This window comes from Streptomyces sp. NPDC051051, assembly GCF_040682975.1.
Lineage (GTDB): Bacteria > Actinomycetota > Actinomycetes > Streptomycetales > Streptomycetaceae > Streptomyces.
Genome location: NZ_JBFBCB010000008.1, coordinates 135,408 through 157,587, shown reverse-complemented (window position 1 = coordinate 157,587; position 22,180 = coordinate 135,408). Strand labels below are relative to the sequence as shown.

20 protein-coding genes and 1 pseudogene are annotated in these 22,180 nt (G+C 72.6%); 15 read left to right on the top strand and 6 right to left on the bottom strand.

The genetic code is table 11. The features are described 5' to 3' along the window. The first annotated feature begins 10 nt into the window (after window positions 1-10). The 4 genes from AB0N31_RS09175 to AB0N31_RS09160 all read left to right on the top strand — a co-directional run bounded on the left by AB0N31_RS09175 (window position 11) and on the right by AB0N31_RS09160 (window position 3,653). Complete coding sequence (locus AB0N31_RS09175) at window positions 11-925, top strand: ACP S-malonyltransferase (protein WP_366057751.1); 915 nt, start codon at window positions 11-13, stop codon at window positions 923-925. Between the two features lie 16 nt (window positions 926-941). Next, window positions 942-1,943, top strand: a complete 1,002-nt coding sequence (locus tag AB0N31_RS09170; RefSeq protein WP_366057749.1) for a ketoacyl-ACP synthase III — start codon at window positions 942-944, stop codon at window positions 1,941-1,943. 82 nt (window positions 1,944-2,025) lie between these two features. Further along, complete coding sequence (locus AB0N31_RS09165) at window positions 2,026-2,274, top strand: acyl carrier protein (protein WP_366057748.1); 249 nt, start codon at window positions 2,026-2,028, stop codon at window positions 2,272-2,274. A gap of 86 nt (window positions 2,275-2,360) precedes the next feature. Beyond that, window positions 2,361-3,653, top strand: coding sequence for a beta-ketoacyl-[acyl-carrier-protein] synthase family protein (locus AB0N31_RS09160; RefSeq protein ID WP_366057747.1), 1,293 nt, complete (start codon window positions 2,361-2,363; stop codon window positions 3,651-3,653). A 96-nt stretch (window positions 3,654-3,749) separates the two neighbouring features. Here AB0N31_RS09160 and AB0N31_RS09155 read toward each other — a convergent pair whose 3' ends face one another. Continuing rightward, the gene (locus tag AB0N31_RS09155; RefSeq protein WP_366057746.1) at window positions 3,750-4,244 is read right to left on the bottom strand and encodes a DUF3145 domain-containing protein; all 495 of its coding nucleotides are present in this window, start codon (window positions 4,242-4,244) and stop codon (window positions 3,750-3,752) included. 282 nt (window positions 4,245-4,526) lie between these two features. Here AB0N31_RS09155 and AB0N31_RS09150 point away from each other — a divergent pair, with 282 nt between their 5' ends. Then, entirely contained in the window at window positions 4,527-5,423 is an 897-nt protein-coding gene (locus AB0N31_RS09150; protein ID WP_366057745.1) for an SGNH/GDSL hydrolase family protein, read from the top strand. Window positions 5,424-5,438: 15 nt separating this feature from the next. Next, the gene (locus tag AB0N31_RS09145) at window positions 5,439-6,410 is read left to right on the top strand and encodes an aldose epimerase family protein (protein WP_366057744.1); all 972 of its coding nucleotides are present in this window, start codon (window positions 5,439-5,441) and stop codon (window positions 6,408-6,410) included. A gap of 104 nt (window positions 6,411-6,514) precedes the next feature. Here AB0N31_RS09145 and AB0N31_RS09140 read toward each other — a convergent pair whose 3' ends face one another. Then, window positions 6,515-8,944 (bottom strand): glycoside hydrolase family 3 C-terminal domain-containing protein, encoded by a 2,430-nt coding sequence (locus tag AB0N31_RS09140; RefSeq protein ID WP_366057743.1) that lies wholly within the window; start codon window positions 8,942-8,944, stop codon window positions 6,515-6,517. Window positions 8,945-9,060: 116 nt separating this feature from the next. Here AB0N31_RS09140 and AB0N31_RS09135 point away from each other — a divergent pair. Next, window positions 9,061-9,646: pseudogene (locus AB0N31_RS09135) on the top strand (TetR/AcrR family transcriptional regulator). A gap of 63 nt (window positions 9,647-9,709) precedes the next feature. Here AB0N31_RS09135 and AB0N31_RS09130 read toward each other — a convergent pair. After that, window positions 9,710-10,513, bottom strand: coding sequence for an EI24 domain-containing protein (locus tag AB0N31_RS09130; RefSeq protein WP_366057742.1), 804 nt, complete (start codon window positions 10,511-10,513; stop codon window positions 9,710-9,712). A 236-nt stretch (window positions 10,514-10,749) separates the two neighbouring features. Between AB0N31_RS09130 and AB0N31_RS09125 the strand changes: the two genes are divergently transcribed. Continuing rightward, window positions 10,750-11,892: a serine hydrolase domain-containing protein gene (locus AB0N31_RS09125; RefSeq protein WP_366057741.1), complete on the top strand. Its 1,143-nt coding sequence runs from the start codon at window positions 10,750-10,752 to the stop codon at window positions 11,890-11,892. Between the two features lie 120 nt (window positions 11,893-12,012). Here the strand turns inward: AB0N31_RS09125 and AB0N31_RS09120 are convergent, their stop codons facing one another. After that, window positions 12,013-13,035, bottom strand: a complete 1,023-nt coding sequence (locus tag AB0N31_RS09120) for an NADP-dependent oxidoreductase (RefSeq protein WP_366057740.1) — start codon at window positions 13,033-13,035, stop codon at window positions 12,013-12,015. 143 nt (window positions 13,036-13,178) lie between these two features. Here AB0N31_RS09120 and AB0N31_RS09115 point away from each other — a divergent pair, with 143 nt between their 5' ends. Continuing rightward, window positions 13,179-13,643 (top strand): MarR family transcriptional regulator, encoded by a 465-nt coding sequence (locus tag AB0N31_RS09115; RefSeq protein ID WP_366057739.1) that lies wholly within the window; start codon window positions 13,179-13,181, stop codon window positions 13,641-13,643. Between the two features lie 140 nt (window positions 13,644-13,783). On the opposite strand, the gene AB0N31_RS09110 is transcribed toward AB0N31_RS09115, so the two are convergent. Then, window positions 13,784-14,728 carry a LysR family transcriptional regulator gene (locus AB0N31_RS09110; RefSeq protein WP_366057738.1) on the bottom strand — a complete coding sequence of 315 codons (945 nt, stop codon included), beginning with the start codon at window positions 14,726-14,728 and terminating at the stop codon, window positions 13,784-13,786. A 116-nt stretch (window positions 14,729-14,844) separates the two neighbouring features. Here AB0N31_RS09110 and AB0N31_RS09105 point away from each other — a divergent pair, with 116 nt between their 5' ends. After that, window positions 14,845-15,657 (top strand): inositol monophosphatase family protein, encoded by an 813-nt coding sequence (locus AB0N31_RS09105; RefSeq protein ID WP_366057737.1) that lies wholly within the window; start codon window positions 14,845-14,847, stop codon window positions 15,655-15,657. A gap of 55 nt (window positions 15,658-15,712) precedes the next feature. Continuing rightward, entirely contained in the window at window positions 15,713-16,360 is a 648-nt protein-coding gene (locus tag AB0N31_RS09100; protein ID WP_366057736.1) for an NAD(P)-binding domain-containing protein, read from the top strand. Window positions 16,361-16,456: 96 nt separating this feature from the next. Here the strand turns inward: AB0N31_RS09100 and AB0N31_RS09095 are convergent, their stop codons facing one another. Next, a complete protein-coding gene (locus AB0N31_RS09095) occupies window positions 16,457-17,338 on the bottom strand; it encodes a hypothetical protein (RefSeq protein WP_366057735.1) in 882 nt (293 codons plus the stop codon). A gap of 269 nt (window positions 17,339-17,607) precedes the next feature. Here AB0N31_RS09095 and AB0N31_RS09090 point away from each other — a divergent pair, with 269 nt between their 5' ends. The 4 genes from AB0N31_RS09090 to chvE all read left to right on the top strand — a co-directional run bounded on the left by AB0N31_RS09090 (window position 17,608) and on the right by chvE (window position 22,161). Then, on the top strand, window positions 17,608-18,768 hold the full coding sequence (locus AB0N31_RS09090; protein WP_366057733.1) for a mandelate racemase/muconate lactonizing enzyme family protein: 1,161 nt from the start codon (window positions 17,608-17,610) through the stop codon (window positions 18,766-18,768). Continuing rightward, window positions 18,765-19,769, top strand: coding sequence for an alcohol dehydrogenase catalytic domain-containing protein (locus AB0N31_RS09085; protein WP_366057732.1), 1,005 nt, complete (start codon window positions 18,765-18,767; stop codon window positions 19,767-19,769). Before AB0N31_RS09090 ends, AB0N31_RS09085 begins: the two co-directional genes overlap by 4 nt. A gap of 167 nt (window positions 19,770-19,936) precedes the next feature. Then, window positions 19,937-20,908: a hypothetical protein gene (locus AB0N31_RS09080; RefSeq protein ID WP_366057731.1), complete on the top strand. Its 972-nt coding sequence runs from the start codon at window positions 19,937-19,939 to the stop codon at window positions 20,906-20,908. A gap of 143 nt (window positions 20,909-21,051) precedes the next feature. After that, window positions 21,052-22,161, top strand: a complete 1,110-nt coding sequence (gene chvE, locus AB0N31_RS09075; protein WP_366057730.1) for a multiple monosaccharide ABC transporter substrate-binding protein — start codon at window positions 21,052-21,054, stop codon at window positions 22,159-22,161. Window positions 22,162-22,180 lie beyond the last annotated feature (19 nt).

Sequence of the window (22,180 nt, the reverse complement as noted above, 5' to 3'; positions counted from 1 at the left end):
GAGTGTGAGAGTGCTCGTACTCGTCGCTCCCGGCCAGGGCGCACAGACGCCCGGCTTCCTGACCCCCTGGCTCGAACTGCCCGGCGCCGCCGACCGTGTCGGCGCGTGGTCGGACGCCATCGGACTGGACCTCGCCCACTACGGCACCCAGGCCGACGCGGACCAGATCCGTGACACCGCCGTGGCGCAGCCGCTGCTGGTCGCGGCCGGAATCCTGTCGGCCGCGGCGCTCGGCGACGTGGCCCCCGGCGCGGTCGCGGGTCACAGCGTCGGCGAGATCACCGCCGCCACCTTCGCGGGCGTCCTCGACGACACCGCGGCGCTGACCCTCGTCCGCAAGCGGGGCCTGGCCATGGCCGAGGCCGCCGCGATCACCGCGACCGGCATGTCGGCGCTGCTCGGCGGCGACCCCGAGGTCTCCGTGGCGCACCTGGAGAAGCTGGGGCTGACCCCGGCGAACGTCAACGGCGCCGGCCAGATCGTCGCCGCGGGCACGCTGGAGCAGCTCGCCGTGCTGAACGAGGACAAGCCGGAGGGCGTCCGCAAGGTCGTTCCGCTGAAGGTCGCGGGCGCGTTCCACACGCACCACATGGCCCCCGCGGTCGAGACGCTGGCCGCCGCCGCCAAGGAGCTGTCCCCCGCCGACCCGAGGACCGCCTACGTCTCCAACAAGGACGGGCGCACGGTGGCCACCGGCGCCGAGGTCCTCGACCGGCTGGTCGGCCAGGTCGCCAACCCGGTCCGCTGGGACCTGTGCATGGATACCTTCCGGCAGCTCGGCGTGACGGCGCTGATCGAGGTGTGCCCCGGCGGTACGCTCACCGGTCTGGCCAAGCGCGCCCTGCCCGGCGTGAAGACGCTGGCGCTGAAGACCCCCGACGATCTCGACGCGGCCCGCGAGGTCATCGCCGAGCACAGTGCCTGACAAGGAGCCGACGAGCATGGCGAAGATCAAGCCCAGCAAGGGCGCCCCGTACGCGCGCATCCTCGGCGTGGGCGGCTACCGGCCCACCCGGGTGGTGCCCAACGAGGTGATCCTCGAGACGATCGACTCGTCCGACGAGTGGATCCGCTCGCGCTCCGGCATCGAGACGCGGCACTGGGCGAACGACGAGGAGACCGTCGCCGCCATGTCGGTCGAGGCGTCCGGCAAGGCGATCGCCGACGCCGGGATCACCGCCTCGCAGATCGGCGCCGTGGTCGTCTCGACCGTGTCGCACTTCAAGCAGACCCCGGCCGTGGCCACCGAGATCGCCGACAAGCTCGGCACGGACAAGGCCGCCGCCTTCGACATCTCGGCGGGCTGCGCGGGCTTCGGCTACGGCCTGACGCTCGCCAAGGGCATGATCGTCGAGGGCTCCGCCGAGTACGTCCTGGTCATCGGCGTGGAGCGGCTGTCCGACCTGACCGACCTGGAGGACCGGGCCACCGCCTTCCTGTTCGGTGACGGCGCGGGCGCGGTCGTGGTCGGCCCGTCGAAGGAGCCGGCGATCGGCCCGACGGTGTGGGGCTCCGAGGGCGACAAGTCGGAGACCATCAAGCAGACCGTGCCGTGGACGGACTACCGCGACGGCGAGGTCGCGAAGTTCCCGGCCATCACCCAGGAAGGCCAGGCGGTGTTCCGCTGGGCCGTGTTCGAGATGGCGAAGGTCGCCCAGCAGGCGCTGGACGCCGCCGGGATAAGCTCCGCCGACCTGGACGTCTTCATCCCGCACCAGGCCAACGAGCGGATCATCGACTCGATGGTGAAGACCCTCAAGCTGCCGGAGTCCGTCACGGTCGCGCGTGACGTGCGGACCACCGGAAACACCTCGGCCGCCTCGATCCCGCTCGCCATGGAGCGGCTCCTGGCGACCGGCGAGGCCAAGAGCGGCGACACCGCGCTCGTCATCGGATTCGGGGCGGGTCTCGTGTACGCCGCGACGGTCGTTACCCTCCCCTAGGCACTCCGTGCCGGATCATGCGGTCCGGAACGGAAGACACCCAATGCCACACCCTCTGGAACACCAACGAAGGAGCGCCGACATGGCCGCCACTCAGGAAGAGATCGTCGCCGGTCTCGCGGAGATCGTGAACGAGATCGCCGGTATCCCGGTCGAGGACGTCCAGCTGGACAAGTCCTTCACCGACGACCTGGACGTCGACTCGCTGTCCATGGTCGAGGTCGTCGTCGCCGCCGAGGAGCGCTTCGACGTCAAGATCCCCGACGAGGACGTCAAGGACCTCAAGACGGTCGGCGACGCGACGAACTACATCCTCAAGCACCAGGACTAGAGCCACTGCTGGGGCCGGATGATCCGGCCTGCCCCGCCACCCGGCGGTGGCGCCGCTGAATCCCGATCGTTGGAGAAAGAATTCCCGTGAGCCCGACCAATCGCACCGTGGTCGTCACCGGTATCGGCGCAACCACACCGCTGGGTGGCGACGCAGCCTCTACCTGGGAGGGTCTGGTCGCCGGCAAGTCCGGCGTCACGCCCCTGGAGCAGGACTGGGCGGCCGACCAGGCCGTCCGTATCGCGGCGCAGATCGCCGTGGAGCCCACCGAGGTCATCCCGCGGCCGCAGGCCCGCAAGCTGGACCGCTCGGCGCAGTTCGCGCTGATCGCGGCTCAGGAGGCCTGGAAGGACGCCGGTTTCGCGCCGAGGACGGCCGACGGGACGTCCGACGCCGCGTCGGGTGCCACCGTGGACCCGGACCGGCTCGGCGCGGTCATCGCCTCCGGCATCGGCGGTGTGACGACCCTGCTGGACCAGTACGACGTGCTGAAGGAGAAGGGCGTCCGCCGCGTCTCCCCGCACACCGTGCCCATGCTGATGCCGAACAGCCCGTCCGCCAACGTGGGTCTGCTCGTGGGCGCCCGCGCGGGTGTGCACACGCCGGTCTCGGCGTGCGCGTCGGGTGCCGAGGCCATCGGCTACGCCATCGAGATGATCCGTACGGGCCGCGCCGACGTCGTCGTCGCCGGCGGTACGGAGGCGGCGATCCACCCGCTGCCGATCGCCGCGTTCGGCAACATGATGGCGATGTCCAAGAACAACGACGACCCGCAGGGCGCCTCGCGTCCCTACGACACCGCGCGCGACGGCTTCGTGCTCGGTGAGGGCGCCGGTGTGATCGTCCTGGAGTCCGCCGAGCACGCCGCCAAGCGCGGGGCGCGGGTGTACGCCGAGGCGGTCGGCCAGGGCATCTCCGCCGACGCCCACGACATCGTGCAGCCGGAGCCGGAGGGCCGCGGCATCGCGCACGCCCTGCAGAACCTGCTGGACCGCACCGACCTCGACCCGGCGGAGATCGTGCACGTCAACGCGCACGCGACGTCGACGCCCGCCGGTGACGTGGCCGAACTGAAGGCGCTGCGCAAGGTGTTCGGCGACGACGCCGACCACATGGCGGTCTCGGCGACGAAGTCGATGACCGGTCACCTGCTCGGCGGCGCCGGCGGTGTGGAGTCGGTGGCGACGGTCCTCGCGCTGTACCACCGGGTGGCTCCGCCGACCATCAACGTCGAGAACCTCGACCCCGAGGCCGAGGCGAACGCGGACATCGTCCGCGGCGAGGCGCGCAAGCTGCCCGTGGAGGGCCGTATCGCCGCGCTGAACGACTCGTTCGGGTTCGGCGGGCACAACGTGGTGCTGGCGTTCCGGACGGTCTGAGAACCGCCTGTACGTGTGTGAAGGGGCCCCACCCGAGAGGTGGGGCCCCTTCTTCGCGTTCTTCGCGCTCGGTGCCCCGGCCCGGGGCGTCGCGTGTCACACGACCTGGTGGAGCCACCTCACCGGGGCGCCCTCGCCGGCGTAGCGGAACGGCTCCAGTTCGTCGTCCCAGGGCTTGCCCAGGAGCTTGGCGACCTCCGCCTCCAGGTCCGTCTCGCCGCGCTGGGAGCGGGTCAGGGCGGCGCGCAGGCGGTCCTCGGGGATGAGGATGTCACCGTGGATGCCGGTGACGGCGTGGAAGATGCCGAGGTCGGGGGTGCAGCTGTAGCGCTCGCCCTCGGCGGTGGCGCACGGCTCGGCGGTGACCTCGAAGCGCATCAGGTGCCAGCCGCGCAGGGCGGAGGCGAGCTTGGAGGCGGTGCCGGCCTCGCCCTGCCAGGAGAACTCCGAGCGCCAGGTGCCGGGCGCGGCGGGCTGCCGGATCCAGTCGAGGCTGACGCGTGTGCCGAGCACCCCGGCGACGGCCCACTCGACGTGCGGGCACAGCGCGCGCGGCGCGGAGTGCACGTACAGAACTCCACGTGTCGTCACCGGTACCTCCGGACAGAGCGGGACAGTCTTGCTGGCTGGCATGGCGGCTGTGGCGGCAGCCACGTTGATGGCGAGGCTACCGTGCGACGGCGCAAGGAGTGTGACGTACCGTCGGTCCCGGGCCGCCGAAAGGCCTCCATTCACCCGGCAGGACGCCTGTACGGGCCTGATCCGTTGCTTCCGGTCGGCTCGGGAACCCCCGGACGTTGTCATGGGTGGGCCGGCGGAACGTCCGGCCGGGGACCGGCCGGACGAGCGGGACGACCGAGGGGACACCGAAGGATGCGGAAGCGAAGCCACCGCTCGCGGGCCGTGGCCGCGGTGACGGCCGCGGTCGTGCTGGGCGCGGCCGGCTGCGACGCGCTGGGCGGGGACGGGCCGGGCGGGTCGGGTGCGCGGGAGCGGAAGGCGAGGCCCTCGGCGTCGCCGACCCCGGTGTGGGACACCAGCCCCGCCTCGCTGGCCGCCGTGGGCGACTCCATCACCCGTGGCTTCGACGCGTGCTCGGTGCTGACGGACTGCCCCGAGGTGTCCTGGGCGACCGGCGACAGCGGCGAGGTGAACAGTGTGGCCGTGCGGCTGCTGGGGGCGAAGGCGGCCACGCACAGCTGGAACTACGCGGTGACCGGGGCGCGGATGGCGGATCTGCCGGCGCAGATGGCGCGGGCGGCGGCACGCAGGCCCACACTGGTGACGGTGATGGCGGGGGCCAACGACGCCTGCCGGGTGACGGCGGAGGCGATGACGCCGGTGGCCGACTTCCGGGCGGGGTTCGAGGAGGCCCTGCGCACCCTGCGCCGGACCGCGCCGAAGGCGCAGGTGTACGTGGCGAGCGTGCCGGACCTGAAGCGGCTGTGGTCGCAGGGGCGGACGAACGTGCTGGGCAAGCAGGTGTGGAAGCTGGGGATCTGTCCGTCGATGCTGGGGGACGCGGACGCGCTGGACTCGGCGGCGAATCTGCGGCGGGAGACCGTGCGGCAGCGGGTGGAGGACTACAACACGGTGCTGGAGGAGGTCTGCGCCGAGGACGCGCGGTGCCGGTTCGACGGCGGCGCGGTGCACGCGTTCCGCTTCGGGACCGACCAGTTGAGCCACTGGGACTGGTTCCACCCGAGCACGAACGGGCAGGCCAGGCTGGCCGAGATCGCCTACCGTCGGATCACCGCTCGCGGCGCGTGACTTAGGGTTTCCCCCATGAGCGAACACTTCGGAACACTTTCCGACGGCACCCCCGTACACCGCTGGACCCTGGAGCGGGCGGGCGTCCGGGTGCGGGTCCTGTCCTACGGCGGGATCGTGCAGTCGGTGGAGGTCCCGGACCGGGAAGGGCGCGGTGCGGACGTGGTGCTGGGGTTCGCGGACCTGGACGGCTACGTCACGCATCCGGAGCCCTTTCTCGGCGCGCTGGTCGGGCGGTACGCGAACCGGATCGCCCGGGCCCGCTTCCCGTTGGGCGAGGTGACCTACGCCCTCGAGCCGAACGACGGGCCGAACTCGCTGCACGGTGGTGCGCACGGTTTCGACAAGCGGGTGTGGGACGTGGAGCCGGTCGAGCACGGGCTGCGGCTGAGCCGGGTCAGCCCGCACGGCGAGGAGGGCTTCCCGGGCCGGCTGGAGGTCACGGCCACCTACACGCTGGACGCGTCGGGGGCGCTGCGGCTGGTGTACGAGGCGGTCACGGACGAGCCGACGGTGGTGAACCTGACCAACCACAGCTACTTCAACCTGAGCGGCTCGGGCAGCGCGGGCGGGCACGAACTGCGGCTGGCCGCCTCCCGGTACACGCCGGTCGACGACGGCCTGATCCCCACCGGTGAGCAGGCGGACGTGGCGGACACCCGCTTCGACTTCCGTACGGCCCGCGCGGTCGGCGGGGGCCTCGACCACAACTTCGTGCTCGACAAGGGCGTCACGGACGGGCCGGTGGAGGTGGCCGAGCTGTACGACCCGGCGTCCGGCCGGGTGCTGACGGTGGCCACGACCGAGCCGGGCATCCAGGTGTACACCGCCGACCACCTGGGCGAGCCGTTCGGGCCCGGCGAGGGCGTCGCGCTGGAGACCCAGCACTTCCCGGACTCCCCGAACCGGCCGGAGTTCCCGAGCACCGAGCTGCGGCCGGGCGAGGTGTACCGGTCGGAGACGGTGTACGGGTTCTCGGCGCGGTAGGGGCACGGGTTCCCGGCCCGGCGGGCACGGCGTCGGGACGTGCATAGCCCCGGTCCAGGGGTCAGGTCCCGGACCGGGGCTGCTCTTGGGGCGCGGGGCCCGCGTCAGACGTTAATCGTCGCGGTGATCCTGCGGTCCGCGAGAGACCTACCCACCTGGATTTCGTACGAACCCTTCACAAAGGACCACCGCCGGGCGGCCTCGTCCCAGATCTCGAACGCGCGGCGCGGGAGGGTGACGACGGCCTCGGCACTCTCCCCCGGGCCGGCCTCGACGCCGGCGAAGCCGGCCAGCCAGCGGACCGGGCGGCCGGCGTCGGGTTCGGTGGGCGCGAGGTAGACCTGGACGACCTCGCGGCCCGCCCGTCCGCCGGTGTTGCGCAGGCGGACGGCGACGTTCGTGCCGTCCGTCTCGACCGAGTCGTACGTCCAGTCGGTGTAGCCGAGGCCGTGGCCGAAGGGGTAGGCCGGGGTGCGGCCTTCCTTCTCCCAGGCGCGGTAGCCGATGAAGACGCCCTCGTCGTAGGGGAGTTCACCGTCGGTCGGGACGACCCGGGTGACCGGGGCGTCGGCGAGGGAGCCCCAGGTGGTGGGCAGACGCCCGCCGGGCTCGTGGGCGCCGGTGAGGACGTCGGCGAGGGCGGCGCCGCCCTCCTGGCCGGGGAACCAGCTCAGCAGCACGGCGGCGACGTCCTCGCGCCACGGGAGTTCCACCGGGGAGCCGGAGTTGACGACCACGACGGTGTCCGGGTTGGCGGCGGCCACGGCCCGCACCAGGTCGTCCTGGCGGCCGGGCAGGCGCAGGTCGGTGCGGTCGAAGCCCTCGGACTCGACGCGTTCGGTGGTGGCGACGACGACCACGGCGGTGTCGGCGGCGCGGGCTGCCGCGACCGCCTCGGCGATCAGCGCTTCCGGGTCCCGCGCGGGCTCCTGGTGGGCGAGCGCGAAGGCGACGACCTTCAGCGGCAGGCGCTCGGGGAAGCGGACGACGTAGGTGAGGGAGACGTCGACCGTCTCCCCGGCGGTCAGTTCGGTCTCGGCGCGGGGCACCGGGGAGCCGAAGGCCGCCTCGAAGGGGTCGCTGACGTCGGCCGGCTCCTGGGTGTCGTCGAAGTACGTGGTGCCGGCGACGGTGAGGGTGAAGGCGCCGACGCCCTTGACGCCGAAGGTGTGCCGGCCGCTCGCGCGCGGGGTGAAGGTGCCGGTCAGCTCCACGGTGTGAAGGGTGTCGGAGGTGACGCCGTCCGGGAGGTCGTTGCCCATCCACTGGATCTGCCCGCTCGGGGCCGAGCCGGTGCCGAGGACGGTTCCGGCGGCGTCGCGGCAGACGGCCCGCAGCGTGAACCCCTTGTCGGCGAAGGCGAGTTCGGTGGTCGGGTCGGCGCCGACGGCGTAGCTGAGGGCGCCCTCGGGGAGGGCGGCGGTGAGGCCGTCGAGCGGGGAGACGACGCGGGCGGGGAAGACGGTGGCGGAGCCGCCGCCGAGGACGCGGGCGTCGCGGGCGGCGGCGCCGATGAGGGCGACGGTGCGGCCGGGCCGCAGGGGCAGCACGGCGCGCTCGTTGCGGACCAGGACGAAGGAGCGGCGGGCGAGTTCGCGGGCCAGGGACTCGCCGTGGACGGGCGCGGGCGGCACGGGGACGGCGGGTTCGACGTCCGCGAGGGCGCCCACGCGGGCGGCGAGGCGCAGGACGCGGCGTACGGCGTCGTCGACCTCGGGCTCGTCGAGGCGGCCGTCGCGCACCGCCCGGGCGAGGGCCTCGCCGTAGACGGTCGCGGGGCCGGGCATCGCCACGTCGAGGCCGCCGCGGAGGGCGCCGACGGTGTCACGGGCGGCCGTCCAGTCGGAGACGTTGAAGCCGTCGAAGCCCCATTCGCCGCGCAGGACCTCGTTCACGAGGTGGTGGTGTTCGGTCATCGTGGTGCCGTTGACCGTGTTGTAGGCGGTCATGACGCCCCACGGGCGGGCGTCGGCGACGATGGCCTCGAAGGGGGCCAGGTACAGCTCGCGCAGGGCGCGCTCGCCGACCAGGTTGTTCACGGTGAAGCGGTCGGTCTCGGCGTCGTTGGCGACGAAGTGCTTGACGGTGGTGCCGACGCCGCCTTCCTGCACGCCGGTCACGTACCCGCTCCCGATCCGTCCCGTCAGGTGGGGGTCCTCGCTGTAGGCCTCGAAGTGGCGGCCGCCGAGCGGGGAGCGGTGCAGGTTGACGGTCGGGGCGAGCAGGACGTGGACGCCCTTGCGGCGGGCCTCCTGGGCGAGGAGCACCCCGGCGCGGCGGGCGAGGCCGGGGTCCCAGGTGGCGGCGAGGGCGGTCGGGGACGGCAGCGCGACGGACGGGTCGTCGGCGGTCCAGCGCACGCCCCGGACACCGATCGGGCCGTCGGACATCACGAGGGACGCGAGGCCGATCTCGGGGAGGGCGGGCAGGGACCACATGTCCTGGCCGGCCAGCAGCCGGGTCTTCGCGTCCAGGTCGAGCTTGCCGAGGGCCGCCTCGACGGCCGCCTCGATGTCCGCCTCGATGTCCGCCATCGCGGGCCTCCTCGTTGAATTCCTGTGCGGTGCTGTGCGGTGTTGTTCCCCATCGTGCATCGACCGCCTGTGGAGCGGTAGGTTTCGAGACGCTGCCGTTACCTTCGCGGGCGGTGATGTCGTACGGTGACCGGCATGAACGCCAGGACGACCAGGAGTGAGGAGCGGCGCGCGGAGATCGTGCGGGCGGCCCTGGAGGTGATCGCCGAACGCGGTTACCGGGGCGCGAGCCTGGCGGCGGTGGCCGAGCGGGTCGGGCTGACCCAGCAGGGGCTGCTGCACCACTTCCCCACGAAGGACGCGCTGCTGGTCGCGGTGCTGGAGGAACGCGACCAGTGGGACGCGATGCCGCACACCCGGTGGCGGATCGACCTGCTGTGCTCGCTGGTCGAGTACAACGCGATGCGGCCCGGCGTCATCCAGACCTTCTCCGCCCTCCTCGGCGAGAGCGTCACCGAGGGGCATCCCGCGCGGGAGTACTTCACCGACCGGTACCGGCAGGTGCGGGCGAACACGGCGGCGGTCCTGCGCGCCGAGTACGGCGACCGCCTGCCCAACGGGCTCACCCCGGAGCGGACCGCTCCGCTGCTGGTGGCGGTGATGGACGGCCTCCAGTACCAGTGGCTCCTGGACCCGGAGGCGGTGGACATGCCGGGCGCCTTCCGCGACTTCCTGCGCCTGCTGGGCGAGGACGTGGACTGACGGCCGGTCCGGGCGGCCGCGGCTGAGGCTGCGGGGCTGCGGCTGCGGCTGCGGCTGCGGCGGTCAGTGCGGCGGCCGCGGCACGGCGGCGTCCGGCTCCTCGCGGTCGTCGTCGCCCGCGGTCTCCTCGCCCAGCAGGTCCCGCGCCATGAGCGTCGCGCCCGCCACCGCGCCCGGCATCAGGAACACCGCGACGAAGGGGACCAGGAACGCGACCGCGAGGGGCGTGCCGAAGCCCCAGACGAGGGTCCTGCGGGAGCGGAGCAGGGCCAGCCGGGACCGGGCGTCGACGGTCCGGCGCTGGAGGGCGACGGAGGTCAGTTCCTCGGTCAGGAAGAAGCCGGTGACGAAAAGGCCGATCACCGGCACGACGGTCTGGCCGAGGAACGGGACGAAGCCGAGCGCGAAGAGCAGCACGCCCCACAGCAGCGCGCGCAGCAGGACCCACAGGCTGTCGCGGGCCGAGATCCACAGCTCGCGCCAGAGCGGCAGTCCGGACACCGGGGCCGAGCCGTCGGGCGAGACGTCGCGGTCGACCCGCTCGGAGAGGCTCTCGTAGAAGGGCTGGCCGATCAGCAGCGTGACCGCGGTGAAGGTCACCACGGCGAGCAGCAGGCCGAGCGCGAACAGCACGGCCGTCAGGAACCCGCGGAACAGTCCGCCCCAGGGGCTCGACCAGTCGTCGGCGAAGGGGGTCGCCCAGCCCACGAAGTCCTCGCCCCACACGCCGAGCGCCACCAGCGCGCCCCCGTACAGGACGAGGGTGATCAGGCCGGGCACGAGCCCGAACCCGTACTGCTTCCCGTTCCGGGCCACCCAGCGGTGGCCCTTCAGGAGGTATCCGAATCCCGCCCCAAGATCGCGCATGGCCGGATTCTATCGGGGCGCGAGCATGACATCAGAGCCGCCGAGGATCGCGCGCACCGGTCCCGCGCCCGGCCGCCCCTACGCCGTCCGGGCTACCCACGACACCAAACACCTGCCCGCCGCCGTTGAGTCGAACGGGTAGACCTCGCCGTACCGATCGACGGAAGCACCCGGGAGCACCCGGAAGCACGGTTGACCACGGCACACGCGAGCAGCGGTCTGGTGGAGGAGAGCGGATGACCCAGGAGATCCATGGCACCGTCGCGGCGGGCTTCGAGACGGTACGGGACGAGTTCGTCGCGTTCGTGGCGACCGAACGGTCCGACTACGAGGGCCAGTTGTGCGTGTACGTGCACGGCCGGCGGGTCGTCGACCTGTGGGCCGGGGAGGACGCGGACGCCGACTCCCTCTACGGCGTGTTCTCGTCGTCCAAGGGTGCCGCCCATCTGGTGGTGGCGCTCCTGGTGCAGGAGGGGACGCTGGAGCTGGACCGCAAAGTCACCTACTACTGGCCCGAGTTCGCGTCCGAGGGCAAGGGCGCGCTGACCCTGCGCGACCTGCTCGCGCACCGGGCCGGGGTGGTCGGCACCGACTCCGGGTTCTCCCGGCAGGAACTGGCGGACGACCGGCAGATCGCCGAACGGCTCGCCGACCAGCGGCCGTTCTGGCGGCCGGGCACCGCGTTCGGCTACCACGCGCTGGTCATCGGGGCGCTCAGCGGCGAGGTCGTACGGCGGGCGACCGGCCGTACGCTCCAGGAGGTGTACGAGGAGCGGGTGCGGGCGCCGTACGGACTCGACCTCTTCCTGGGACTGCCAGGGGCGCACGAGCCGCGGTTCCGGTCGGCGCAGGCCATGGCGCCGGCCGAGGAGCAGCGGGCGCTGCCGGACGGGCCGCACACCCTTGCCGGCATCGCCTTCAACCGGCACGCCGCCGAGCCGACCGGCCTCGGGACGCTGCCGAACGATCCGCTCGTCCGGGCGAAGGGGCCGGCGTCCGTCGGCGGCGTCGCCTCCGCGCGCGGGCTGGCCGCGATGTACGCGGCGGCGATCAGCGAGGTCGGCGGGAAGGCGCCGCTGCTGAAGGAGGACACGGCGGCGGAGTTCGCGCAGTTCCACTCCGTGGGGTACGACCTGGTGGCGCGGGCGCACAGGTCGTACGGGCTGGGGTTCCAGGCGACCGCGGACACCTGGTATCCGGTGCTGGGGGCGGGGGCCTTCGGGCACAGCGGGGCGGCGGGCAGCCAGGGCTTCGCGGATCCGCGGAGCGGGATCGCCTACGGCTACACGCGGCGGCGGTTCGCGTTCCCGGGCGGGCCGGGGGCGGAGAACGAGAGGTTCGTCGCCGCGGTGCACGGGGCCGCGACGGCCCTGGGCTGAGGGGGCGGGGTGGGGGCGGTCCGCCCCGCCGCCCCTTCCCGTCCCGGACCGGGGGCCGCGCCCCGGCCCCCGGTCCTTCGTCCGCACACCGTCCGACCCGGTCGGGGGCGGAGCGGACGGTTACAGCTTGACGATCATCTTGCCCGTGTTGTCGCCCCGCAGTACTCCGAGGAACGCCTCCAGGTTGTTCTCGATGCCCTCGACGACCGTCTCGCGGTACTTCAGGGCGCCCGAGGCGACCCAGGGGCCGACCTCCTGGACGAACCGGGGCTGGAGGTCGTAGTGGTCGCCGACGAGGAAGCCCTCGATGCGGCCGCGGGTCTGGATGAGGCGGGCGAGGTTGCGCGGGCCGGGGGCGGGCTCGGTGTTGTTGTAGACCGAGATCATGCCGCAGACGGCGATGCGGCCGCCCTCGTTCAGGGAGCCGATCGCGGCCTCCAGGTGGTCGCCGCCGACGTTGTCGAAGTAGACGTCGATGCCGTCCGGGGCGGCCTCGCGCAGCTGCTCGCTCACGGAACCGTTCTTGTAGTTGAACGCCGCGTCGAAGCCGTACTCCTCGACCAGGAGCTTGACCTTGTCGTCGGAGCCGGCCGAGCCGATCACCCGCGAGGCGCCCTTGAGCTTGGCGATCTGGCCGACCTGGCTGCCGACCGCGCCGGCCGCACCGGAGACGAAGACCACGTCCCCCTCCTTGAGGGCGGCGGTGCGCAGCAGGCCGGCGTAGGCGGTGAGGCCGGTCATGCCGAGGACGCCCAGGTAGGTGGAGAGCGGGGCGGCCTCGGGGTCGACCTTGACGGCCTGCGCGGCGTTGAACGTGGCGTACTCGCGCCAGCCGCCGAAGTGCAGCACGTGGTCGCCCGCGGCGATGCCCTCGGCGTGCGAGACGACGACCTCGCCGACCGCGCCGCCCAGCATGGCCCTGCCCAGCTCGTAGGGGGCCGTGTAGGACTTGGCGGCGCTCATCCGGCCGCGCATGTACGGGTCGACGGAGAGGTAGGCGTTGCGGACGAGCACCTCGCCGGGGCCGGGCTGCCGGATCTCCGCCTCGGCCAGCTCGAAGTCCTCGGCCTTGGGCCAGCCGACGGGGCGGCTGAGCAGGCGCCATTCGCGGCTGACGGACGGGAGCGCGGGGGTGTCGGACATGGAGCCCTTCCTTGTGGGGTGGTGCGGCGTGCGCCGGAGCGGCGCGGGCGCTGCGGGCGCACACGACGCAAATACTTCAGTACCTGAAACAACCATGCGCCTGGATATTTCATGATGTCAAGTAAGCGGGTACCCTGGAAACCATGTCCACACCCCAGAAGACCCGTCGGCCCGACCCCCTGACCCTGGAGGTCGTCGAGTTGATCGGCGAGGTCGTGGCGCGGTTCCACCAGGACTACGAGGAGGCCGCCGCCGGGCACTCCCTCACCGGCGCGCAGGCCCGGCTGCTCAGCCTGCTCTCCCTGGAGCCGATGCCGATGCGGAAGCTGGCGGTGAAGCTGAAGTGCGAGCCGTCCAACGTGACGGGCATCGTCGACCGCCTGGAGGCCCGGGGCCTGGTGGAACGCCGGCCCGACCCGGCCGACCGCCGGGTGAAGCTGGCCGCGGCGACGGACGAGGGGCGCCGGACGGCCAAGCACCTGCGGGAAAACCTGCGGTTCGCCCGCGAGCCGCTCGCCGGACTGGCCGAGGAGGAGCGACTGGCGCTGCGGGGCCTGCTGCGCGGCATGCTGGGCACGGACGAGGCCGGGCCGGGGGCGGCCGGCTGACCGCTGCCGGCCGGGACGGCGTGGCCGGCCACTGCCCGTCCGGGGCGGGAGCGGCCGGCCGCCGCCCGGCCGGGACAGGGTGGTCCGCCGCCGCGTCGGCGTGCTCCGGACGGGAGGCGGGCTTCGCGGGATTTCCCCGCTCACCGTCCGCTTCGGGAGGCGGGGGTGGCCCCTTCGGCAGCCGGTGGGCCGGAGAGTGCCCGGACGGTCTCGGTGGCCAGGTCGCGCAGCCAGGCATGGGCGCGGTCGTCGTCGTAGCGCCGGTGCCACAGCAGGTACAGCGGGACGGCCGGCATCCGCACGGGCAGGGGCAGGGCGATCAGGCCGAGCCTCTCCCGGGCGTCGCGGGTGACCGCGTCGGGCAGGGTGAGCACCAGGTCGGTTTCGGGGGCGAGTTGCAGCGCGAAGGCGGCGGTGGGCCCGGCGGCGACGACGCGGCGTTCGTGCCCGAGGGCGGCCAGGGCGTCGTCGACCGGGTCGCGCAGGCGTCCGCGCCGCGACACGGTGAGGTGTTCGGCGGCCGCGTAGCGCTCGACGGTCAGCGGGCCTTCGGTGAGCGGGTGCCCGGGCCGGACGGCGACGACGAGCCGGTCGCGGCCGACGAGCCGGTGCCGGATGTCGGGGAGCGTCGGCCTGCTGGAGCTGGACTCGAGGTCCACCTCGCCCCGCCGTAGCTCGGGGGTGTCCGTGCCGGACTCGGCGGGCAGGCGCAGCTGGACGCCGGGGGCCCGGCGATGGACGGCGGCGATCAGGGCCGCCCCGCAGGCGGCGGTCAGGGCGTCGTGCCAGCGCACGGTGAACACCCGTTCCAGGGCCGCCAGGTCCAGTTCCTGTTGTGCGGACAGGAGGTGGTGGGCCTGCTGCACGAGCGCGTGGACCTGGGCGCGCAGGGCCAGCGCGCGGGGGGTGGGGACCATGCCGCGGCCGGTGCGGACCAGGATCTGGTCCCCGGTGGCCCTGCGGATGCGGCCCAGGGAGCGGCTCATCGCCGGCGGGGTGACGTGCAGGCGGGCCGCGGCACCGGCGACGCTGCCCTCTTCGAGCAGGGCGTCCAGCGCCGTGAGCAGGTTCAGATCCAATTGCATCCGAGTAACTCTACGAGTGAAAAGCATGCACTTGTTGTTAATCGGCGAGCGGCCTACGTTCGAGGTGCGGGAGCCGGACGAGCCGCCCCGCGATCCCCGACTCCAAGGATTCCGAAATGAGTTCAGCCATGCCCTTCGCCACCGACGGCACCCTCCTGTCCGAGGTGACGGCCGCGGTGGAGGCCGCCGGCCGCACGTTGCGCGACCGCTGCACGCCGTACGCCCGGGGCGTGAGCGCGAGCGAGATCGTCGACGAGATCCACGCCAACGACGCCGCGGCGCTGGCCGTGCTGCGGGAACCGCTGCTGAAGGCCCGGCCCGGATCGGGGTGGGCCGAGGACGAGCTGGAGGGCGGCCCGCTCCCGGCCGGGGAGTGGTGGGTCGTCGACCCCGTCGAGGGCAACATCAACCACGTCCACGCCATGTCGGAATGGGCCGTCACCGCGACCCTGGTCCGCGACGACCGGCCGGTGCTCACCGTCGTCCACCTGCCGCTGACCGGCGACACGTACACCGCTGTCGTCGGCGGCGGTGCCCGTCTCGACGGCCGCCCCCTGGAGGTGTCCGCCAAGACCGACCTGGGTGCCGCGCTCGTCGGCACCGGTCAGGCCAGGCCCGGCGAGGACGAGGCCACCCACCGGCGGATCGGCGAGTCGGTCACCGCCATGCTCGACGGCGCACTCGTCACGCGCGTGTCCGTTCCCGCCACGATGCAGCTCATCCACGTCGCCGCCGGACGCATGGACGCGTTCTGGCAGTTCTCCGACGTCCGCTCCGGCCTGGTCGCCGGTGCCCTGCTGGTCTCCGAGGCCGGCGGCGCCGTCACCGACCTGACGGGCGAGCCCTGGCGCGCGGGCAGCCGGGACTTCCTGGCCGCCGCCCCCGGCATCCACGCCGCCGCCCTCGACGTGCTGTCGCCGATCGCCTGACCGCGGGCCGAACGGCCCACGGCCCTCCGCCCCTCACCGCAAGGAGCAACACCCCATGACCAGCATCGGCATCCTCGGCGCCGGCCGCGTCGGCACCCGTCTCGCCGGCCGGCTCGCCGCGGCCGGACACCAGGTCGTCCTCGGCAGCCGGAGTCCGCAGGAGCGGACCGCGGCGCCCCCCGAAGACGTCGGCTCCCCCCGCATCTCCCACGCCGACCAGCAGACCGCCGCCCGCACCGCGGACGTCGTGATCAACGCGACGCCCGGCGACAGCTCCCTGGAACGCCTCGGCGGCCTGCGCGCCGAACTCGCCGGAAAGATCCTCGTCGACGTCTCCAACGCCACCCGCGACGCCGACGGTCTGCCCGGCGAGCTGTGTTATCCCGGCGGCAGCCTCGCCGAGCGACTGCAGGCCGCCCTCCCCGACACCCGGGTGGTCAAGACCCTCAACACCATGGTGTTCACGGTGATGACCGCCCCGGAGAGTCTGGCCACCCCGCCGACCGTCTTCGTCTCGGGCGACGACGCCCACGCGAAGCGGGCCGTCACGAGGCTCCTCGGCGACCTGGGCTGGCAACCCGCGTGGATCGAGGACCTCGGGGACATCGGCACGGCACGCGCCACCGAGGCGATGATCCTGGTGGTGCCCCATGTCCTGCGTCGGCACGGCTTCAGGCCCTTCGCCGTCTCCCTGACCCGCTGACCCCGCAGGACGCCACCCACCGGTCCGCACCGCGGAGCGGGGGCCGGCCCCGGCCCGGAAACGGGTGGGGCCAGGTGTGCTGTCCGGACAGCACGCCTAGGTGCACCACCACAGGAAACGGTTGCAGGTTTCCGACGGTGACGGTGACGGTGCCGGCTCCGGGGCGGAGGTGGTCGGGCCGGCCGTGGGGGTGCCGGGACCGGAGTCCGCCGGGGTGGAGGCCGCGGGGGGCGTGCCGGGGGCGGGTGCCGTCCGGGGATCCTGCTCCTCGTCGCCCTGCGGCGTCTCCGACTCGTCGGGCGATGCCGACGGTGACGCCGAGGCGGAGGCCGAAGCGGAGGCCGAGGCGGACGGGTCGGCGGACGGGGAGGCCGACGCCTCGCCGCTTCCCTCCGCGTCGCCGACGGGCTCGACCGTGGTGCCCGGCGACTCCTCGGACTCGATCCGCGCGGACTCCCCGCCCGCCGCCGCCGGGTTCGAGGAGGAGCCGAACCCCGGTGCGTCGATGCCGAGTTCGGCCAGGCTCAGGCCGCCCGCGGCGAGCAGGAAACCGGCCGTGACGAGGAGCGTGCGGCGACGGCGACGGCGGTGCGCGGCGGCCTTGCGATCGCGACGGCTCGCCTCGCCCTCGGCGGGGCCCTCACCGGCCGGCCCGCGTTCCCTGCCGCCCCGGCCGCGGCTCTGCTCACGGCGGCGGCGGGCGCGTCCGGCGGCGGGGGTCGCGGAATCGCCCTCGGCGTCGGGCCCGGCCCCGGACTCGGGCCCGGTCTCGGGCGCCTCGGCGGCCTCGGGGGCACCTCGGTCCGCACCGGGGTCGCGTTCCTCCCGTGCGGGCTCCTGAGCGGCGTACGGCGGCGTGTACGGCTCCGGCTCGTACGTCTCCTGCTGGTGCGCGGGCAGCCGGTCGGCAGGGGTGCCGCATCCCGGGCAGGCGAGGGCGCCGTTGAGGTGCCGACGGCACGGGTGGCAGTAATCCATGACGCGGGAAGACTAAGTTCCCGGCGCGTGACGTTCCTAGGGCCGCCTGTGAAGGTTGTGTGGGAAACCGACCGTTCCGGTGCGGCTACCTTGAGCTATCACCCTCGACCGGCCGGAGCCGCCCGCCGCGCCCCGTATCGAAAGTCCCGCCCGAAACTGTCGAAACCTCTCTGCGTCCACCCCATTGACACCCCCCTCGCCGCGTCCTTACTGTCACGCCAGCATTTCGAACGTGTGACGAAATCTCGAACAGCTGAAGGGCAACTTCCGTGCGCATCACCGGAATCAGCACCCACGTGGTGGGGACGCCTTGGCGCAACCTGACCTACGTCCAGGTGCACACCGACGAGGGCATCACGGGTGTGGGTGAGACCCGCATGCTGGGCCACACCGACGCGCTGCTCGGTTACCTGAAAGAGGCCGAGGTCAACCACATTCTCGGCTCCGACCCGTTCGCTGTCGAGGACCTCGTGCGCCGCATGAAGTACGGCGACTACGGCCGGGCGGGCGAGATCGTGATGTCCGGTATCGCCGTCGTCGAGATGGCGTGCTGGGACATCAAGGGCAAGGCCCTCGGCGTCCCCGTCTGGCAGCTGCTCGGCGGCAAGGTCACCGACAAGGTCAAGGCGTACGCCAACGGCTGGTACACCACCGAGCGCACGCCGGAGGCGTACCACAAGGCCGCCCAGGGGGTCATGGAGCGCGGGTACAAGGCGCTGAAGATCGACCCCTTCGGCACCGGGCACTTCGAGCTGGACCACGAGCAGACCCTGTACGCCGTCTCCCTCATCGAGGCCGTGCGCGACGCCATCGGGCCGGACGCGGAGCTGATGCTGGAGATGCACGGCAGGTTCTCGCCGTCGACCGCGGTCCGGCTGGCGAACGAGCTGGCGCCCTTCAAGCCGGCCTGGCTGGAGGAGCCGGTCCCGCCGGAGAACCTCAAGGCGCTGGAGAAGGTCGCCGCCAAGGTGGACATCCCCATGGCCACCGGTGAGCGCATCCACGACCGGATCGAGTTCCGCGAGCTGTTCGAGAGCCAGGCGGTCGACATCATCCAGCCGGACGTCGGCCACATCGGTGGCATCTGGGAGACGCGCAAGCTCGCCGCGACCGCCGAGACGCACTACATGCTGGTCGCCCCGCACAACGTGGGCGGGCCGGTGCTGACCGCGGCCTCCCTCCAGGTCGGGTTCAGCTCCCCGAACTTCAAGATCCTCGAGCACTTCAACGACTTCGCGGACTCGGAGATCAAGAAGGTCGTCAAGGGGGCCCCGCAGGTCGTCGACGGTTACTTCCACCTCTCCGACGCCCCCGGTCTCGGGGTCGAGCTGGACGTGGACGCCGCCGCCGAGTTCCCCCAGCAGCAGGCCCGCTTCGACCTGTGGGCCGACGGCTGGGAGCAGCGCAAGCCGAAGGGCACCGGGCAGTGAGCACCGCCGTCGTCGTCGAGGCGCCCGGCGAGCACCGGCTCACCGCGCACACGCCCCGCCGGCCGGAGCCCGGTGAGGCGCTGGTGCGGGTGCACGCCGTGGGCATCTGCGGCAGCGACCGCGAGGTGTACCAGGGCAACCGGCCCGAGGGGTACGTCCGTTACCCGCTCACGCCCGGCCACGAGTGGTCCGGGACGGTCGAGGCGGTGGGCGCCGGGGTGCCGGTCTCGCTCGTCGGCCGCAAGGTGGTCGGAGAGGGCTTCCGCAACTGCCAGGTGTGCGACCGTTGCCACGCGGGTGAGACGACGCTGTGCTCGGACGGGTACGAGGAGACCGGTTTCACCCAGCCGGGCGCGATGGCGGCCACGCTGACCCTGCCGGCCCGGCTGCTGCACGTGCTGGCTCAGGACGCCGACCTCACGGCGGCGGCCCTGCTGGAGCCGGCCGCCTGCATCGCGGCCGCCGCGATCAAGGCGCACGCCCTGCCGGGCGAGCGGGTCGCCGTGGTCGGCACCGGGACGCTGGGCATGTTCGCCGTGCAGTTCCTGCGGGCGGGCTCGCCGGCCGAGCTGCTGGTGGTCGGCACCCGGGGCGACCGGGAGGCGCTGTCCCGGCGGTTCGGCGCCACCGACTTCCGCACCAGGGACCAGGACCTGCCGGACGACTTCGACGTGGTGATCGAGACCGCCGGGTCCGCCTCGGCCGCCCGCACCGCCGCCTCCCTGCTGAGGCGCGGCGGCCGGCTGGTCCTGACGGGCATCCCCGGTCCGGGCGCCGACGGCCTGGACCCGACGGACCTGGTCGTGCGGCAGCTGGAGGTGCACACCGTCTTCGGAGCGCCGCCCGACGCCTGGTCGCACACGGTGCGGGTGTTCGGGGCCGGCCTGCTCGATCCGCTGCCGCTGGTCACCCACGAGCTGCCGCTCGCCGAGTTCTCCGAGGCGATCAGGCTGGTCGGCTCCGGCGATCCGAAGGTGGGCAAGGTGCTGCTCCGCCCCTAGCGTCTGCCGTTCGGACCCGGCCGGGCCCGCAAACCCGGCCCGAACGAAAGACCCCAGCCGTACGCCGGTGCGGGGCGACCTGACGGCCTTCGCACCGGCGTACACCCCCGTCCCCCACGCCTTGAGCCGCGAACCTCGTCCGACATACCGAACACGAAGGACAGCTTGTGACGACCGACGCTTCCGCTACGGCCGCCCGTCGACCCGGTGAGCAGGTGCTCACCGCGCTCGGACTGGGCGCGCCCGCCCCGGACCCCGCCGACACCTCCACCCACTCCTTCCCGGGCGGCGGCCGCTGGCGCACCGAGATCCCCTCGTGCGAGGGTCCCGAAGCACTGGGCGTCGTCCTGAAGGAGGCCTCGCGGCTCGACGTGCCGATCCACCGGATCAGCCAGGGCAGCGGCGCGTGGATGCTGACCGACGCCGAGATCACCGAGATGGTCGACGCGACGAACGAGCGCGACATCGAACTGTGCCTGTTCACGGGGCCGCGCGGCACGTGGGACATCGGGGGCTCGACGCGTACCGACTCGCGCGGCGGGGGCCTGCGGGCCCGCGGCCACGACGCGGTCGCCGGATGCGTCGAAGACGCCGTGCGGGCGACGGAGTTGGGCGTCAAGTGCCTCCTCGTCGCCGACGAGGGCGTGCTGTGGACGCTGCACCGGGCGCGGGCGGCCGGCCTCATCCCGGCCGACACCACGCTCAAGGTCTCGGCGCTGATCGGCCCCGTCAACCCGGCCGCCTACGCGGTCTACGAGCGGCTGGGCGCCGACTCGGTCAACGTGCCCAGCGACCTGACGCTCGATCACCTCACCGAGATCCGGCGGGTGTCCGGCGCTCCCATGGACATGTACATCGAGGCCCCCGACGATCTCGGCGGGTACGTCCGGATGTACGAGGTCGCCGAGCTGATCCGGCGCGGCGCACCGCTGTACCTGAAGTTCGGCCTCTCCAAGGCCCCCGCCATCTATCCGTACGGCCACCACCTGCGCGAGGTGACGCTGTCCACGGCCCGTGAGCGGGTGCGGCGCGGCCGGCTGGCCCTCGACCTGCTGGCGCGGCACGGGGCGGACGGGGACATGGCCCCGCTCGGCTCCCGGCTGCCCGGCGAACTCAACAGGTTCGACATCCAGTCATAACGTTACGGAAACCCTGCTTCACAGAAGACGACACAGGCGCGCAGAATCCCACACACCTCTCCTCGGTCTTCGGAGAACCTGCCGGGAGCGCCGTCGCACCGCGAGACCGACCGAACCCTGCACACACATCAAGGATGATGATCATGGGTAACCGCAGAGCCGCACTCGCCGCCATCGCCGGCGCCGCCTCCCTCGCCCTGACCCTGTCCGCCTGCGGCCAGAGCGGCGAGGGCGGCAGCGAGGAGAACAAGAGCGGCGACGCCAAGGGCGGCACGATCGGCATCGCGATGCCGACCAAGTCCTCCGAGCGCTGGATCTCCGACGGCAAGAACGTGGAGAAGGACCTCCAGGCCAAGGGCTACAAGACCAAGCTGGTCTACGGCGAGGACAAGCCCGACCAGCAGGTCTCGCAGATCGAGAACCTCATCGCGCAGGGCGTCAAGGCGCTGATCGTCGCGGCGATCGACAACAAGTCGCTCGACAACGTGCTCCAGCAGGCCAAGGACGCGGACATCCCGGTCATCTCCTACGACCGCCTGATCCTCGGCAGCGAGAACGTCGACTACTACGCCTCCTTCGACAACTCCAAGGTCGGCGAGCTGCAGGCGAACTACATCGTCGAGAAGCTCGGCCTGAAGAGCGGCAAGGGCCCCTTCAACATCGAGCTGTTCGCCGGCTCCAACGACGACAACAACACCAAGTACTTCTTCAACGGCGCGATGAGCGTGCTCCAGCCGTACATCGACAGCAAGAAGCTCGTGGTGCGGTCGGGCCAGACCCAGCTCACCCAGGTGACCACCCTGCGCTGGGACGGCGCCACCGCCCAGCGCCGCATGGACGACATCCTGACCAAGTCGTACAAGACCGAGAAGGTCGACGCGGTCCTGTCGCCGTACGACGGCATCTCCATCGGCATCCTGTCGGCGCTGAAGTCGGACAACTACGGCTCCGCGAGCAAGCCGCTGCCGGTCCTCACCGGCCAGGACGCCGAGCTGGCCTCGGTGAAGTCGATCATCGCCGGCGAGCAGACGCAGACCGTCTACAAGGACCTGCGCGAGCTGGCCAAGGTCGCCTCCAACATGGTCGACGCGGTCCTGAACGACAAGGAGCCCGAGGTCAACGACACCAAGACCTACAACAACGGCGCCAAGGTCGTCCCGGCCTACCTGCTGGAGCCGGTCAGCGTGGACAAGGCCAACTACCAGAAGGTCCTGGTCGACGGCGGCTACTACACGGCCGACCAGCTCAAGTAGGCCCCGCCCCCTAAGGATT